Origin of the sequence: Halobacillus dabanensis, assembly GCF_900114165.1 — a bacterium.
GTDB lineage: Bacteria > Bacillota > Bacilli > Bacillales > Halobacillaceae > Halobacillus > Halobacillus dabanensis.
On record NZ_FOSB01000006.1, the window covers coordinates 263,105 to 278,838 of the forward strand.

The following is a 15,734-nucleotide window of genomic DNA, read 5'->3' on the forward strand; positions in this document are numbered from 1 at the left end:
TTCCGTTCTTACACTTATCTCTACTTTAAACATCATTCAATTTCCACAATCATTTCAATTTCAACTGGTGTATTAAACGGTAGTTCATTTGAAGCGATGGCAGATCTCGCATGCTTACCTTTATCACCAAGAATTGCTTCCAACAATTCAGATGCTCCATTGATTACATAAGGTTGTTCTACAAAACCGGGAGCTGAGTTTACGAAAGCAAGAAGCTTTACTACCTGTTTTATTTTACTAAAATCTCCTATCTCAGCTTTTAGTACTGCTAAACAGTTAATCATGGTCTGTTGAGCAGCCTCATAACCTTGTTTTACTGTAAGATCGCTACCGAGTTTCCCTTCATAAAGAAGTTTGCCATTCACCCTGCAATCTTGCCCTGATGTATAAACTAATTTCCCTACCCTTTTAGCAGGCACGTATACAGCACCTGGTTTGGGGGCTTCAGGAATAACAATCCCTAATTCTTTTATTTTTTCTTCTACATTAATCATTTTTTCACCTCGCGAGAATAGTTGAATTTGTTTGTTTAATAAAACATCCACACCTTTGTGAATTATGATTCTTCTCATTCATTGTAAGTTTTCCATTCACAAAAACATATTCTATTCCTTCTGGGTAAACTTCAGGAGTATTATAGGTAGCTCGGTCATCTATTTTTTCAAAATCGAATACGACTAGATCTGCTGCATACCCCTCAGTTAATAATCCTCGTTTCCCTAGACCAAACCGTTTAGCTGGAAATGATGTCATTTTCCTAATCGCTTCTTCAATTGAGAGGACTTTATCTTGTTTAACATATTTTGAAAATACCCTTGGAAAAGTACCATAAAGCCTTGGGTGAGGTTTTCCTGTATAACAGGTTAAACTATCTGATGCTATTAAAGAGTTTTGGTAATGCATAACTTGTTGAATGTCTTTTTCATCCATATGGAAGAAAACTATTCCAATGTTTCCATTCTCCTCAATTAATAAATCAAAAGCCTGGTCAATTGGATCTTTTCCTGTTTCATGACTAATTTCAAGGATTGATTTCCCTTCATACCTCTTTAGGTTAATCGAGTTTACTGAAGATACAAAAACACTATCCCATCCTGTTGATACTACGAGATTATCCCATTCCTCTTGCTCGTGAATTAGTTCCTGCTTAATTCGATTTCTCTCTATTGGATCTATTAGTTTAGACAATACTGAAGATATCCCCCCCTCTAATGACCAAGGAGGTAATAAGGTGGTAAGCATAGTAGATCCAGCTGAATAGGGATAAACATCACAAGTTACGTCCATTCCATTACTTCGAGCATTTTCTATAATTTCCATAGCCTCTATCACTTTGCCCCAGTTTCGTTTACCAGCTGCCTTTAAGTGACTGATGTGAAGAGGAACATTTGATTTATTGGCTATCCATATAACCTCTTTTATAGAAGGAATTAAATTATTGCCTTCTCCTCTTATATGCGTTGAGAATAGTCCATTATATTTAGCTACGACTTCACATAACTCTGCAAGCTCTTCTTTCGTGGAATAACTTCCTGGAGAATATAAAAGTCCAATAGAAAGCCCAATTGCTCCAGCTTTCATTCCCTCTTCTAAAATATATTTCATCTCTTCCATTTCTTCTCTCGTTGGTGGTCTATTATCAAATCCCATTACAGCAATTCGTAGGGAACCATGAGCGACATAAGAAGCAACATTTTCTGAAATTAGACTTTTATCAAGCTCATTAAAGTAATCACTTATCGTCTCCCATTTCCAATCTTTGTTGGCTTTACCCAAAACTGGTTCTACGTACGTTTGAAGTGCTGCTTTGTGTAAAGGATTAACAGGTACAGGTGCGAGACCACAGTTACCCACTACTTCTGTCGTAACCCCTTGTTGAAGTTTAATTTCACTTTCAGGAAAATCAAGAATCATAAGGTCAGAATGGCAATGTCCGTCAATAAAACCTGGAGACACAATTTTCCCTTTAATATCAATAGTTTCTCTTGCATCATCTGAGGTGTTTGGTCCAACAGATACAACTCGCCCCTCCTTAATCCCAACGTTTCCATAAAACCAAGGGTTTCCTGTTCCATCGATGACCTTTCCATTCTTAATCACCGTATCTAGCATCACAATACCTCCTCACTGGATCATACCTCTTGCTTCTACCTTTAGTTTTTCATAATCGTTTTCTCCCTTTTTCAAATAAACATAGTTATGAAGATTAATGGTGCTACAAATGTGATTTGGTATAACACTTACCTTTTCCCCTATTTTAAGATCAGAACCATTGGTCATTATTACTCCATGTTCTTCATTCATCCGAGCAAATAGAGCTTTAGGATATTGTTGCATGGTACCAAACCCCTGCAAATAAAGCGGGGCATGATTCGGTTGCACATCCGTTGCAAAAGTTTTGCTGCCCCCATCAATAACAGCACGTTTATCAGAGGGGCGACTTACCACCGTACTAATCACTTTAGCCGCACAGTCTTCCCATTCACTAACTCCTAATTTAACTTGCATTGCATCATTAAATACATAAGTGCCTGGACGAATTTCTGTAATACCTCCCACGGTAACAGCCGAGGCTGCGGTTGGAGTAGAACCTACACTGATGTCGTCCACCTCAATTCCAGCCTCCCTTAACTGAGTAGCAACTTCTACCATAAGCTCTCCTTCTTCTCTACCAGCCTTTTGGACATCTGTCGTTGCCTCCCCTTTATATACAGGACCTTTAAAAGTAAAGATACCTTGTAAGGAAAGAAATTCAAGTTGGGCTAATTCTTTCGCCAAAACTATAGCTTTTTGAAAATCCACTCCCGTCCGTTCCAAGCCCGTATCAATTTCCAAGCGGACTTGTATGATCTGATTGTATTTATTAGCATATTCATTCAGGACTCTGGCGCCCTCGATACTATCTACTCCAACTATTAAATTAGAAAGCTCTTTATTTAACACACAAATTTCTCTCGCTTTCGCTCCACTGACTACTGGATAAGCGATAAAAATATCATTAATACCATAACTAGCCATTACCTTAGCCTCTGAAATTTTTGCTACGGTAATTCCAACCGCTCCTTCTGCTAACTGTAATTTAGCGATATGAGGGATTTTATGTGTTTTAATATGTGGTCTTAAATCAACCTCGTTCATTTTTGCCAATTTTGACATTTTTCTGATATTTTTATGCAAAATTTTTTCATCTATTACTATATAAGGCGTTTGAGACATTTTACCCCTCCTATTGAACATGTTTTTTATCTGGAATGATAGTCCCTTCGTCCAACCTAGTTCTTTCTTCTTCTAGTAAGCGAAGAGCCTCTTCTTTGGATATTTTTTGAGCTGGGGTTAGTAAACTAACAACGATATTTGCTACCAAAGCTACTAGAACTGAAGGAATGATAGGATTTCCCCAAAAAGTCATCATACTTTCATTGTTTAAAAGTATAAATGAAGTTGCAGATCCACCAATCAAGCTTGCTATACCACCTTGCCAGTTCGCCCTATCCCAAAATTTACCTAATAGAGCAGCTACAAATAAACCTGACATGACTGTTGAAACAAAGTTTGAGATATAAGTAATTATATTATTGGTAAATAATGTGAAAAACAATGCTAGTAGTAGAGTTAATACGAGTGAGATTCTTGATGAGAGAACCATCTTTTCCTTCTTCGGAAGTCTTCCTGTAAAAACTTCAAACACATCTCTAAGGAGAATGGTTACTGCAGCAATAAAATCAGAACTTCCAGATGACATGGTGGCGCTAAGTCCTGCAATAAGAACAACAGCTCCAATCCAGAGAGGAAATACTTCTGTGGCTAAATATGGAAAGGCATAACCGGATTCAAGTTCAGGATTAAGGATACTTGCAGACATCCCTACAATAGCTGGGAACAAAGAAAATAATGCAAATAGTATACCTGTAATTAAAAATCCTTTTCTTATAGTTAGTTCATTTTTACTGGAATAAATTCGATGTCGATATGATGGGGTGGCCAGTACCCCTATAGCAATAACTACTGCCAAGGATATAGCAGGAATAACTCCTATTTGCCCCAATCCTAAAAAGGAGCTCATCTCAGGAGTAACATTGGCATTAAGTTCCCCAAACCCTCCGATTTTTATAATAGAAAGCGCTGTCAATAAAATAAAACCTAAAAATAAAATTAAACCTTGTATAACATCCGTGTAAACAACAGCTAAATAACCTCCAATAAGCGTGTATAAACCGAAACCCACTGCAACAATTATTTTAGATGTAATCGGATTAAGGCCTGTAATCCAACTTAAGTATAAACTCCCTCCAATAATATGAGCTCCTAACCAACCAATACACGCCATATATAGAATAATAGAGGTTAAGCCTTTAACAAATTTATTGGCTCCGTAATAAAAGCTTAATTCTTCTGAGAAAGTCATAAAATTGTACTTTCTTACATCTGCAAACAAAACTAGTAAGAGAAACATTCCAATAGATCCACCTATGCCATAAAGAGCTCCCGCCCATCCGTTAGCAAATCCAAAACCTACAGCTCCCATACTTGACCCAGTTCCTACTAATGTTGCTAGAGTAGTTCCAATTAATAATGGTGTAGTCAAACCGCGACCTCCCATCAGGAAGTCCTCACCACTATTAACATTTCTACTCACAATAATTCCAACAGCTACCATAGCAAGAAGAAAACCAAGAAACACTAAAAAATAGATCAACTGCGCTTCGCCCATTTTTATACCTCTCCTTTAATATTTTTCTTATATAGTAAAACTACATATGAAAAAATATAATTTTCTTGGAGGAAAATATCACTTAGGGGTTTTTATATTTATCCACGCTCCAGATTTAGGTAGGGTAGTAATTTATACAATTTTTCGAGAACTTTTTAAATAGTTTGTATACGATTCGTATTGGGGTAAACCTTTGAAGATTTTCATTATTAGTTACTCCACTCTAGACTTTTCCAGGTAGTTATATAATGTATATTTTGAAATGCCAAAATAGGAACAAATCGTATCACCTGCTTTTTTTATCAAAAAAGCCCCCTTTTTATCCAAGTATTGTATGCCTTTCATTTTTTCTTCTTTATTCATATGAGCAACAGGTTTCCCGACATGTTCTTGTGCTTCTTGAATCAACATATCCAAAACATCATTTACATTATTCACGAATACTTCTTTAACCTCAGTATTGATTTCATCTGCCTTTGTAAATTGTCTTATAGTATTTTCAGCCATTACTAGGTCTGTAATATCTAAATTAATACAGATACAACCTATAGGTACATTTTGTGAATCACGAATATACATCGTAGTTGATCGTAGCATTTTCCCATCTTTGGTCTGGGTCATATAATTATGTTTATCCCCATCACTTTCTGTACCTCTTAATATTTCTAAGCCTAGATTTGTTCCAGTGTCTCCAACTTTTCTCCCAGTAATATGTCCGTTTTCAATAGCAACTATCAATCCACTTCCGTATTCCTCTGGATTAGATACATCTAATAAAACGGTTTCACAATTTTCGCCAAAATGATTAGCAATTCCCTTTATAAATGATTCTAAAAAATCCAGCTCCTCATTAATATGTTCCAAGTTGTTCACCTCCCTTTATATCTTCTGAATATTTTATACATTTAACTCTAAAGTGAATAGCCCATTTTGTCAACAAACTTTTTTTTATGCTAAAAAAAAATTTGTTTGAAATTATCTTTAGAATTCTAAAGCGTTAATCCAGAAGCCCACAAACCGTCCTCGCGTTTAAATGGTGAATCAACGTGCTGAGGGAAACATTTCCCTACATAAAAAAACGACTCTCATTTAATAGAGCCGTTCTTAATGATGGAAGGATACTTGGTTTTTGATACGTATTTTGAAACTGGGAAGTATGGTAGCAGTGACTCCCACCTATACTGAATGTTTGTTCTTATATGACCGCACTTAAAATTAACTAGGTAATATTATTCAAAAATTCTAAAAATTGTAACAGCTAGTTGAAATCGTTTACATAGGATTGTATGCTGATGATGTAATTAGTTTGCGCAAACGATTGCACATCATTGTTAATAAGGAGTTGGAATAATGAACAAAAAGAAATGGTCAGCTACAGCTGCATCCTTTATGCTAGCTGCCAGTCTGTCGTCTGTTGTCCAAGCTGATCCACAACCTAAAGTATCCAAAGATAGTCTTGATGGTGTCTTTTATGAAATCTATGTCAATTCTTTTTATGATTCAAACGAAGATGGACATGGTGATTTAAACGGGATTACAAAGAAGTTGGATTATTTAAATGATGGTAACCCTAATAACAAGAAAGACCTGCAAGTTGATGGTATGTGGTTAATGCCTATCAACCCCTCCCCCAGCTACCATAAATATGATGTGACCGATTACTATAGTATTGATCCTGATTATGGTACTCTTGAAGATTTTCAAAAACTAACAGAAGAAGCTAATAAACGGGATACGAAAGTGATTATGGACTTAGTGATTAATCATACAAGCAGTGAACATCCTTGGTTTGAAAGTGCTAGTTCTGATCCAGACAGTAAATATCGTGATTATTATGTTTGGGCAGATGAAGATACAGATCTCGATGAAAAAGGTCCATGGGGGCAACAAGTTTGGCATAAAAACCCAAATGGAGAAGGATATTATTACGGTACATTTTGGCACGGTATGCCTGATTTGAATTTTGACTCCCCGGAAGTTAAAGAAGAAATTAAAGATATTGGTAGATTTTGGCTGGATCAAGGGGCAGATGGTTTCCGATTAGATGCCGCTTTGCACATTTTTGAGGGGGAAACGGAAGAAGGTGCAGAGAAAAATATCGAGTGGTGGAATGAATTTAGAGATGCAATGAAAGAAGCTGACCCAAATGCTTATTTAGTCGGTGAAGTATGGGACGAGCCAGAAGTAGTTGCTCCATACTATCAATCTTTAGATTCTTTATTTAACTTTGATTTAGCTGAAACGATTGTAAACTCTGTTAAGAACGGCATAGATCAAGGAGTTGTTCCAGCTGTCAATTCTACAGATGAATTGTACAAGGAGTATAATCCAAATAAGATTGATGCTACTTTCTTAACAAATCATGACCAAAATCGTGTAATGAGTGAGCTTAGCGGCAATGTTGACCAAGCCAAAACCGCTGCTTCTATTTTATTAACACTTCCAGGCAATCCTTTTATTTACTACGGTGAAGAGATAGGGATGACTGGGGAAAAACCAGATGAACTCATTCGTGAACCCTTCCGCTGGTATGAAGGAGATGGAAAAGGACAAACGAGTTGGGAAGAGCCTGTCTATAATACGGGTGATGACGGTAGATCTGTTGAAGCACAAGATAAAAACAAAGATTCTTTATTGAATCATTACCGTGAACTGATTCGCGAACGCAAGAATCACGTAGCATTAGAAAAAGGAGATCTACAACCATTAGAAACGGATACATCTCAAGTTATTGCTTATTCACGAACCTATCAAGACGAAACTGTGAAGGTTTACCACAACCTCTCAAATAATTCTGTCGAACTTTCAGTAGGTAAAAAGGATAAATTGGTATTCACTAGTGAAAAAGGTACAAAAAAAGTCCAATCATCGCTAGAAGTTCCCGCCCATACGACTGTATTAGTTAAAAGTAAATAATAATACTGAAGAGACTACCAGCGAAAGGCTTATATATTGCTGGTAGTTTCTTCTCTACATTATTATGGATGTTTTTCCTTATACTAGGTTTTACACTTGTACCCCTGTTTGCAGGTTTTAAGACAGGGTTCTTTGTAATCGTTCGCCCATCATATTCCCGAATAGCTGCTTCCAAAATGACTTTAGAGCCACTAAACAAGTAGCACTGGGACGGTTCCTTATGCTTCCTCAAGTTCAATTCAATACAAAAGGAGAAAGTTTCATTCTGAGTACATAAATATATAAAGCAAGAATAAATTTTTGGACCTTTTCTAAGTGCAGAATGAACCTTAATTCGCTTTTTACATACCTTCTACCTTTTATGATTAAGCATTTCAAACGACGAACAATCTTGATCATTTATATGCCTTAGGAAGCGCAGGAACCGTCCCAGCGCTTCTGCCAGCGCTTCCCTGAAGACCAATAACTAATACCCGTAAAAGGCATCCTTTTTGATATTTTTCTTAGGAACCTGGTTACTCTTTAAAAAGTCGGATATTGATTTCACCATTGACTTAGATCCAGCAATAAAGTACTGACCATCCCCCTCATTTAAGGTGGTGAACGTATCTATCTCCTGATATAAACCATCCCTTGAGTCCAGGTAAGTGACACTTATCAAAGGATGGTTAGCAATCGCATCAAGTTCATCTTTGAATATAAAAGACTTATTGCTATCCAGATAGAGTAACTGCATTGGCTTCTTGATGCCTTTTTCTTCTAATTCTATTTGTTTTAAAATTGATCGAAATGGTGTAATACCAATTCCACCTGCTATGAGAAGGGAAGGTTTGTTATCTTCCGGGTTAAATGACCCTAAAGGCCCGGTCATGTTTATTGTCATTCCCTGTTTCAGTTCTAGCATCGCTTGTTTAAACTCACTTGGCTTTTCACTAATACGCGTCGATATTCTAACCACACCCTCAGCAGGAGCCGATGCGACAGTGAATGGGCGTGTTTTGTTTTTAATTTTCTTATGAGTGATCGTAAACAAACCATGTTGCCCAGCTTTCCAATTTAAGTCGTTCTCTTTTTGAAATAGGAAGGTATAAACATCTTCTGTTTCTTTGTAGCTTTCTAAAAATAATAAATCTCTCTTCTTAAACATTGCTAATGCATCTTGAAAAAAACTCATTCGTTTGCACCTTTTTCTTCAATTTCCATCAATACTTTTTTAAGTTCTTCCACTTTATACGCCCAACCATATTTCGCACCGTTGAATGCCTGGTCTTCTTTGTCGAAGCCTGTATGGTCGAGATGTAAATATGTAATTCCATCCTCTTCCTTTAATGTCCAGGTGACGATTGTTTTTATGTGACCACCTACCCATGTGTATGATAATTTATGAGGTTCGTCCACAACTAATACCTCACTATCTACAATTAAATCTATTTCCTCATTACGAAACTGACATTTGAATCCGACAATGGGTTTAAAATTATTTTCCATTACCCATTGTGCAAGAGTATCTGAATTTGTTAAGGCTTCCCATACTTTATTGATCGGACTCTTAAATTGAAAATCCAATGATAGATCTGCCATTATCTATCCCTCCATATATGATTTATAAAATGCTAATCATTCAATCCTTTTCCATCTAAAATTTTCTGCGTATATTTTTCAATTCTTGAATTTCTGGTTTTAGATTGTTTGGCTCCAGAAAAATAAAAAAGATACGCTCTTTGTCGTCCAGGCGTCAACGATTCAAAAGCTGTTTTCAATTCAGGCATTTCATCAAATTTAGATTTTAATTCCTCAGGAACGGTATATTCAGAAGTTTTCTTGAACTCTACTTCCAAACCTGCTTTTTCTACTTCCATAGCATTATGAATATAGGTTTTCAGGGTCTTCTCCATGTCCATGATTTCCTGAACATTGGTGAATCGAATTTGGCGTGCTGCCTGCGTATTCTCGGTTTGTTGGATAAGTATTTGATCAGGATCTTTTAACAAAGCACCTTTGTGAAACAAAAGAGCACAATATTTTTTAAAGCCGTGAATTAAAACAATATTCTTTCCATCTAACGTATAACAAGGGTGCATCCATTTAAAATCTTCTGTTAGACCACAATCCAAAACTATTTGTCTTAACTTTTCAAATTCACTCTTCCACTTTTTTTCTTTTCTTAAAAAACCATCAACCTTACGACTTTCTTCACTACTAGTCATTCAGAAACACCTTCCTTCAACTTTTCGAAGTCACATCCAAGAGCAACCTTTTCTTTGAAAATTCCTATACAAAATCTGAAATTTTTTATTCCTCTACTATATTCTTTAGTAATAATGCCTTTTCATTCCAAAACTTTTCATAAAAGGATAACCAATCTTTCACTTCCTGTAAGGGGGTTGCATTTAGCCGATACCTTGTTTCTCTACCTATTTTACGGTTGGTTACTAAATCTGCTTCTTTTAGGATTGATAAATGTTTTGAAACAGCAGTACGACCCATTTGGAAATAAGGAGTTAATTCATGTAAAGGTAACTCTTCAGTACTTGCCAACAGATGTATTAATTTTCGTCTTGTAGGATCTGCAATAGCTACAAAAACGTCATTCTTTTGGTAAATAGTATTCAAGCTCTTCTCTCCTTCATTAAAAATAGGACACCCATCAGTGCCCTTTATTATACGACACCAAAAAGTGTCCAGTCAATATTAAGTATAAATTGTACCCGTAACCAGCCACACCTTAATCCTGCTATGACCACAACTTAAGAAGTGAAATAACCCTTCTAAAAGAAAAGTTTCAGGTTAATATCTCGCATCTGAGTCTTCCACAATCCTACTACCATATACTTGAAGACTCAGTTTTGAGATTGGCAATGCACTTCTTACAAATTCAAGAAAAAAAGAAAAACCTCTCATGAGTTTATAAACTCTTGAGAGGTTATAAGTTAAGTTTTAAAAACCAGTCAAAACCATAGCCCAAAACGCTTAACCAAAACTAAATCTAAACGTATGAATCTAGAAATAATGTGTAACCAAAGGTAAAAAAATCCGAAATTGAATTGTATACCTATCTATCCCTACCCACCTTTCTATAAAAATCCTTTAAAAACTATCCTATACTTTAACCAAAATTGCATCTGAAAGTGAGTCTCTCTACATCAATAACGATTTCTTTTTCCCTACACAATTGCACCCAATCCAAGACACGTGTCACATTCACACATAACTGCTCTTCCTGCTGGAGCTCCATTTCATTTCCTCTGGCTGCACTAGGAAATCCGCTTAAACGGACAGTCGCTCCGGTTTGTGTTTGAAGATTATTGTTCAAAAGCAACCGTAGGATGACGGAAGTTAAGCTTCCATTTCTGCATTCAAGATCGACTGCACAATCACTTAATTCCACGGAACACGCAATAACGGTAGCCGGGGGTGCACATATGATCACTTGATCGTAAATCGTCCACTCCACAGGGCCACTTACACAAACTCCATTCGTACCTTCAATCGTCACGGTCACCTCGAAAGTGATGGCTACATGGATGAGCTGCAATTCTGCCTGCTCTCCATTCGGCAGCTGCATCGTAACGATTTCTCTGCGATTTGGATCGCCCACCTCCCGGCATGTGAGATTTTCTATGGTACAGAAGCCTCTTCGATCATCAAGCAGACACGGATCTCCTCCTGCGTCCAGTTCAATAAGAACATAAGTCATTTCCCCGTTTACTACTTCAATGGTTAGCCATTTGATGGATTCACCAATCAGATATTTCCTTTAAAAATGTATTGAAGAAAAGTGGAAGATAGAAAATCCATAAAAAAATCTCCCTTAAGATTGATTACTTTATGGGAGACTTTCAGCTATTTTAAATTTCCAAGAGAAATATCCAGTCAAAACTATTTAAAACCTAGAATTAATCTGTTTAGAAAGATATTAAGTTTTTGGGCAAGGAGTTCAATAATATAATATCAACTCCCCCTAAAACTATTTAGTGGAAATACTGCAAGCGAATGGGCCCTAAAATGCGTCGATAAATTGCAGGACTGCAGGTCCAAGTAAAATAATAAATAAGGTTGGGAATATAAACAAAACTAGCGGAAACATCATCTTAATTGGCGCCTTCATAGCTGCTTCTTCCGCTATCTGCCTTCTTTTCTCACGGATTTCCTCCGTTTGAACTCTTAGCACCTTAACCATTCCAACGCCAAGTTTTTCTGCTTGTACGATGTTATAAATGAGTGACTTTAATTCCTCAGAAGATAACCGATCAATAATCGCGTTTAACGCTTCTTTTCTTGTCTTTCCTAAACGAATCTCTTCCAAACAACGGTTGAATTCTTTAGAAAGAACACCTCTTTTTTTTGAAACTACTTTGCTTAAAGCAGAATCAAAACCTAAACCGCCTTCAAGGCTGATCGTCAAAAGATCAAGTGTATCAGGCAGCTCTTTTACAGCAAGCTTACTTCTGTTATCTGCTTTTAATTTCAAATAATACTTAGGAAGTATAAAAGCTACCACTGTTCCTGTTAATACTAGTAAAGTTGTTAAAGACATGCTCCCATTAAGGAAAAAGGAAAAAGCTCCACCAATAAACGGTAAGATAAATAATAAAATCCGCTGGAATATTTTAAATTCGACAGGAGACAGCCCAAAAGGCTGACCAGCTTGAAGAAGCTTGATTTCAAGCTGGTCAACCTTTTCCTTATTCCATTTTCTTTGATACTTTCTTTTCATATTCTTCCATAAAGGGGCCAATACGCGGTAAGAGAATGAAGGTTCTTCTTCTCCTTGGATAGGATCGGACACTTGGTAAGAGGATGTAAAATAAGCCTTTATTCTTTTCGTACGGTGTGCAGCTTTTACTGTTCTAAAAGTAAGAAGAGAGTAAACTAATAGACTGATAAATAGAAAGAAACTAATATACAATAATAGCATCGATTCACACCTCTATAGTCGTTATTTTCCGAATTAGTATAAAGCCAATGATCCCACCTATAAGAGCTGCTGCGATCAATACTTGCCCAATAGGATTCGTAAATAATGTAAGGATATATTCGGGATTCATTAAATAAATGAGCCCCCCTAGACCAACAGGCAAAAGACTTATGATCACCCCTGACAAACGTCCTTGAGCAGTTAATGTTTTAATCTGATTTTCTATCTTTGTACGTTCCCTCGTTGTTTCTACTATTTTGTCGAGGAGATAGGCAAGATTTCCTCCTACTTGTCTTTGTATCAAAATCGCTTCGACTAATAAAGAGAGATCTTCGCTCGGCAGCCGCTTTTTCCACTCAATTAAAGCCTCTTCCAAACTTGTCCCGTATTGCATAGATTTTAATACAATCTGGACCTCATCTTTAATCGGGGAGTAAGACTCTTCAGCAACCATTTGCAAGGATTGGGGAAAACTAAATCCGGCACGCAAGGAACCGATAATAGAAGTAATCATTCCTGGCAGCCCGTTATTGAACTGCTTAATTCTTATCCTACGCTTCCTTTTCAACAAAAAATGCGGGATAAAAAAACCGATAATTGCGCCTAATATCAGCCCAATAATAGTTTGCAGTATAAGGTAAAATAAGCCGCCGCTTATAAGACTGACAATCCACCGAAAAGCAATAAATTCTTCGGCTTTCATACTAAGACCTGCTCCGCTTAGCTGCTCCTCTAATTGATTTCTTTTTTTTGTCGGCTTTTTCTTTCTGATCAACATCATTTTCAGGCGCTGGTTACTTTGTCTTAATAACTCTTTAGCTGTCAAAGATGGAGTTCCATCCTCCTCTTCCCCAACTGTAACTGGACGTCTGGTGCCAAGCGCCAGTAAAAAGAGAAATATAGTAAGAAATACAGCTCCTACGAATAAGATAGTCACTCGAATTACTCTCCCTTTTCGATAAAGATAGAGGCGGGTAAGTGTATGCCCTCATATTCCATTCGTTCATAAAACTTAGGCCGCACCCCTGTTGGCACTAACTTTCCAATGATTTTTCCTTCCTGATCGATACCCGACTGCTTAAAAGTGAAAATATCCTGAAGTACAATGATATCTCCTTCCAATCCTTGAACTTCGGTAATATTCGTGATCCTGCGGGTACCATCCTTTAATCTCGATTGTTGAATAATGACATCAAGAGCACCAGCAATTTGTTCGCGAATTGCTTTGATTGGAAGCTCCATTCCAGCCATCAATACCATCGTTTCCAAACGGGCGATCATGTCGCGCGGACTGTTAGAGTGGCCAGTAGCAAGAGAACCATCGTGTCCCGTATTCATTGCTTGCAGCATGTCTAAAGCTTCTCCGCTCCGGACCTCCCCAATCACAATACGATCGGGGCGCATCCGAAGAGAGTTTCTAACAAGATCACGAATGGAAATGTTTCCTTTTCCTTCAATATTTGGTGGGCGGGTCTCAAGTGAAACTACATGCTCTTGCCCTAGTTGAAGCTCTGCAGCATCCTCAATAGTTACTATACGATCTTTATTAGAAATAAAAGAGGAGAGGACATTTAGGGTTGTAGTTTTACCCGATCCTGTTCCGCCGCTTACAAAAATATTCAACTTTGCTTCTACACAAGCTTGAATAAAGTCCGCCATCTCTTTTGTCAATGTCCCAAAACGTATCAAATCTTTTATTGTAAATGGATCCTTTGCAAACTTTCGAATGGTAATCGTAGGACCGCCTAAAGCTAATGGGGGGATGATAGCGTTCACCCTTGAACCATCCTGAAGTCTAGCATCAACTATTGGACTGCTTTCATCAATTCGCCGTCCGAGAGGGGATACAATTTTTTCCAAAACCGCCATTACATGTTCATTATCACGAAAAGTAATATCCGTAAGCTCTAACCGCCCGCCCCGTTCTGCATACACTTGAAAAGGGCCGTTCACCATTACCTCGGAAACGTCCTCATCAAGAAGTAATGGATTGATCGGACCATAACCTGTTAAATCATTAGCTAATTCTTTCTTTAATTTATCTAAATCTTCTATTTTAGGATTCATATCATTTTCAATGATGATATTATTGATAATTTCCTCTAAATCATCGACAATCTCTTCAACATTTTCGTCTTTCCGTTCTTTTAAAATGTATTTAAACGTCAAACTCTTCAGTTCTTTATTAGGATCTGGTTTTATCTCCGGCTTTTTATCCAACTTTTTCTTCTTAGGAGCTGGTTGAGGTGGCGGCTGTATTGTTCTATCATTTTCTGCCACTTCTTTATTCTTATTTACATCAGCTTCTTCCTGAGTCTTTGATTGAAGTTTTGCCAATAAACTCATGCCTGCTCCCCCTTGAACCTTTTAATCTATTAATCACCTTGTTTACAACACTATACTTTTCTCTTTTCATTTGTATAGTTGGGAAAAGCCCCTCTGCCAGCTGACCGATTTGGATTGAATAGGAATGCTTTGGATGGCTTTCCACCAGTGGGATTCCTAAATCCAGTGATTCGGATATACCCTTGTATTCATATGGTAAAAAATGTATATTTTCTGTTTGTATTAAATCTCTAATTTCACTTGCTTTCATTACCGACCCAGTAGTGAACTGATTAACGATCACTTCAACTTTATGTTTCATATCGAGCACCTGGAGTGTCTCTACCATTAACCGAGTATGTTTTAACGCCGCCATCCTCGGCGTTGTAACTAGCAGAATACGATCAGCCTTTTCCATTACTTGCAAACTACTTTCCGTTAAGCCTGCTTCCGTATCCACTAATAAGATATCGGAATCGGCCTTCACTGATTCAATCAGCGAAGCAAGCATATCAGCCGTAAACAAGTCCGCATGTTCAGGTCGGTAGGGAGCTGCGAGCAGCTCGATCCCGGAATCGTGTACTGTCCAATAATCCTGGAAATCCCTTTCGTCTACTCTTTCGGCAATGTCCTTCAACGTCTGCGGCGGCTGTAGATCAAGGGCTAAAGCTGTATCGCCAAATTGTAAATCTCCATCGACAATCCGTATGTTCCTTTTCTTTTTAGCTAAAGAGGCTGCAAGATTAACAGTGACAGATGTTCTCCCCGCTCCCCCAACAGCACCGCACACGGCGATCATTTCATGTAATGCATGCGTTCCTAATGTTGGATTTTTATAGTTTGTCACTGTTTCTCCACTTCCTT

Annotated in this window: 15 protein-coding genes; 1 reads left to right on the forward strand and 14 read right to left on the reverse strand. The window is 37.4% G+C overall.

The features are described from left to right. Positions 1-32: 32 nt before the first annotated feature. The 5 genes from BMZ58_RS12445 to BMZ58_RS12465 form a co-directional block, all read right to left on the reverse strand. A complete protein-coding gene (locus BMZ58_RS12445; protein WP_075036878.1) occupies positions 33-494 on the reverse strand; it encodes a RidA family protein in 462 nt (153 codons plus the stop codon). Positions 495-498: 4 nt separating this feature from the next. Continuing rightward, a complete protein-coding gene (locus BMZ58_RS12450) occupies positions 499-2,112 on the reverse strand; it encodes an N-acyl-D-amino-acid deacylase family protein (RefSeq protein WP_075036879.1) in 1,614 nt (537 codons plus the stop codon). Between the two features lie 12 nt (positions 2,113-2,124). Beyond that, complete coding sequence (locus BMZ58_RS12455; protein WP_083412724.1) at positions 2,125-3,216, reverse strand: alanine racemase; 1,092 nt, start codon at positions 3,214-3,216, stop codon at positions 2,125-2,127. 10 nt (positions 3,217-3,226) lie between these two features. Further along, complete coding sequence (locus tag BMZ58_RS12460) at positions 3,227-4,711, reverse strand: sodium:solute symporter family protein (protein ID WP_075036881.1); 1,485 nt, start codon at positions 4,709-4,711, stop codon at positions 3,227-3,229. 213 nt (positions 4,712-4,924) lie between these two features. After that, positions 4,925-5,584, reverse strand: coding sequence for a helix-turn-helix transcriptional regulator (locus BMZ58_RS12465; protein ID WP_341864787.1), 660 nt, complete (start codon positions 5,582-5,584; stop codon positions 4,925-4,927). A 477-nt stretch (positions 5,585-6,061) separates the two neighbouring features. Between BMZ58_RS12465 and BMZ58_RS12470 the strand changes: the two genes are divergently transcribed. Continuing rightward, positions 6,062-7,627: an alpha-amylase family glycosyl hydrolase gene (locus BMZ58_RS12470; protein WP_075036883.1), complete on the forward strand. Its 1,566-nt coding sequence runs from the start codon at positions 6,062-6,064 to the stop codon at positions 7,625-7,627. Positions 7,628-8,093: 466 nt separating this feature from the next. Here the strand turns inward: BMZ58_RS12470 and BMZ58_RS12480 are convergent, their stop codons facing one another. From BMZ58_RS12480 to BMZ58_RS12520, 9 genes are all read right to left on the reverse strand, one after another. Continuing rightward, on the reverse strand, positions 8,094-8,801 hold the full coding sequence (locus tag BMZ58_RS12480; RefSeq protein ID WP_075036885.1) for an FAD-dependent oxidoreductase: 708 nt from the start codon (positions 8,799-8,801) through the stop codon (positions 8,094-8,096). After that, the gene (locus BMZ58_RS12485; protein ID WP_075036886.1) at positions 8,798-9,208 is read right to left on the reverse strand and encodes an SRPBCC family protein; all 411 of its coding nucleotides are present in this window, start codon (positions 9,206-9,208) and stop codon (positions 8,798-8,800) included. Before BMZ58_RS12485 ends, BMZ58_RS12480 begins: the two co-directional genes overlap by 4 nt. 32 nt (positions 9,209-9,240) lie before the next feature. Further along, entirely contained in the window at positions 9,241-9,834 is a 594-nt protein-coding gene (locus BMZ58_RS12490; protein ID WP_075036887.1) for a YdeI/OmpD-associated family protein, read from the reverse strand. An 85-nt stretch (positions 9,835-9,919) separates the two neighbouring features. Then, on the reverse strand, positions 9,920-10,240 hold the full coding sequence (locus BMZ58_RS12495) for an ArsR/SmtB family transcription factor (RefSeq protein ID WP_075036888.1): 321 nt from the start codon (positions 10,238-10,240) through the stop codon (positions 9,920-9,922). Between the two features lie 493 nt (positions 10,241-10,733). Next, positions 10,734-11,324, reverse strand: a complete 591-nt coding sequence (locus BMZ58_RS12500) for a BMQ_0737 family morphogenetic spore coat protein (protein ID WP_139207337.1) — start codon at positions 11,322-11,324, stop codon at positions 10,734-10,736. A 303-nt stretch (positions 11,325-11,627) separates the two neighbouring features. Further along, complete coding sequence (locus BMZ58_RS12505; protein ID WP_075036890.1) at positions 11,628-12,545, reverse strand: type II secretion system F family protein; 918 nt, start codon at positions 12,543-12,545, stop codon at positions 11,628-11,630. A 4-nt stretch (positions 12,546-12,549) separates the two neighbouring features. Next, entirely contained in the window at positions 12,550-13,482 is a 933-nt protein-coding gene (locus BMZ58_RS12510; RefSeq protein ID WP_075036891.1) for a type II secretion system F family protein, read from the reverse strand. Positions 13,483-13,487: 5 nt separating this feature from the next. Then, positions 13,488-14,891 (reverse strand): TadA family conjugal transfer-associated ATPase, encoded by a 1,404-nt coding sequence (locus BMZ58_RS12515; RefSeq protein ID WP_075036892.1) that lies wholly within the window; start codon positions 14,889-14,891, stop codon positions 13,488-13,490. Then, positions 14,845-15,717 (reverse strand): CpaE/TadZ family protein, encoded by an 873-nt coding sequence (locus BMZ58_RS12520; RefSeq protein ID WP_083412725.1) that lies wholly within the window; start codon positions 15,715-15,717, stop codon positions 14,845-14,847. The genes BMZ58_RS12515 and BMZ58_RS12520 overlap by 47 nt, the downstream gene beginning before the upstream one ends. Between the last annotated feature and the right edge of the window lie 17 nt (positions 15,718-15,734).

Excerpts from the sequence above, each read along its gene's own strand:
- BMZ58_RS12485 (WP_075036886.1), bottom strand. The coding sequence starts at position 9,208 with ATGGCAGATCTATCATTGGATTTTCAATTTAAGAGTCCGATCAATAAA.
- BMZ58_RS12455 (WP_083412724.1), bottom strand. The coding sequence starts at position 3,216 with ATGTCTCAAACGCCTTATATAGTAATAGATGAAAAAATTTTGCATAAA.
- BMZ58_RS12505 (WP_075036890.1), bottom strand. The coding sequence starts at position 12,545 with ATGCTATTATTGTATATTAGTTTCTTTCTATTTATCAGTCTATTAGTT.
- BMZ58_RS12470 (WP_075036883.1), top strand. The coding sequence starts at position 6,062 with ATGAACAAAAAGAAATGGTCAGCTACAGCTGCATCCTTTATGCTAGCT.
- BMZ58_RS12515 (WP_075036892.1), bottom strand. The coding sequence starts at position 14,891 with ATGAGTTTATTGGCAAAACTTCAATCAAAGACTCAGGAAGAAGCTGAT.
- BMZ58_RS12450 (WP_075036879.1), bottom strand. The coding sequence starts at position 2,112 with ATGCTAGATACGGTGATTAAGAATGGAAAGGTCATCGATGGAACAGGA.
- BMZ58_RS12445 (WP_075036878.1), bottom strand. The coding sequence starts at position 494 with ATGATTAATGTAGAAGAAAAAATAAAAGAATTAGGGATTGTTATTCCT.
- BMZ58_RS12500 (WP_139207337.1), bottom strand. The coding sequence starts at position 11,324 with ATGACTTATGTTCTTATTGAACTGGACGCAGGAGGAGATCCGTGTCTG.
- BMZ58_RS12460 (WP_075036881.1), bottom strand. The coding sequence starts at position 4,711 with ATGGGCGAAGCGCAGTTGATCTATTTTTTAGTGTTTCTTGGTTTTCTT.
- BMZ58_RS12490 (WP_075036887.1), bottom strand. The coding sequence starts at position 9,834 with ATGACTAGTAGTGAAGAAAGTCGTAAGGTTGATGGTTTTTTAAGAAAA.
- BMZ58_RS12480 (WP_075036885.1), bottom strand. The coding sequence starts at position 8,801 with ATGAGTTTTTTTCAAGATGCATTAGCAATGTTTAAGAAGAGAGATTTA.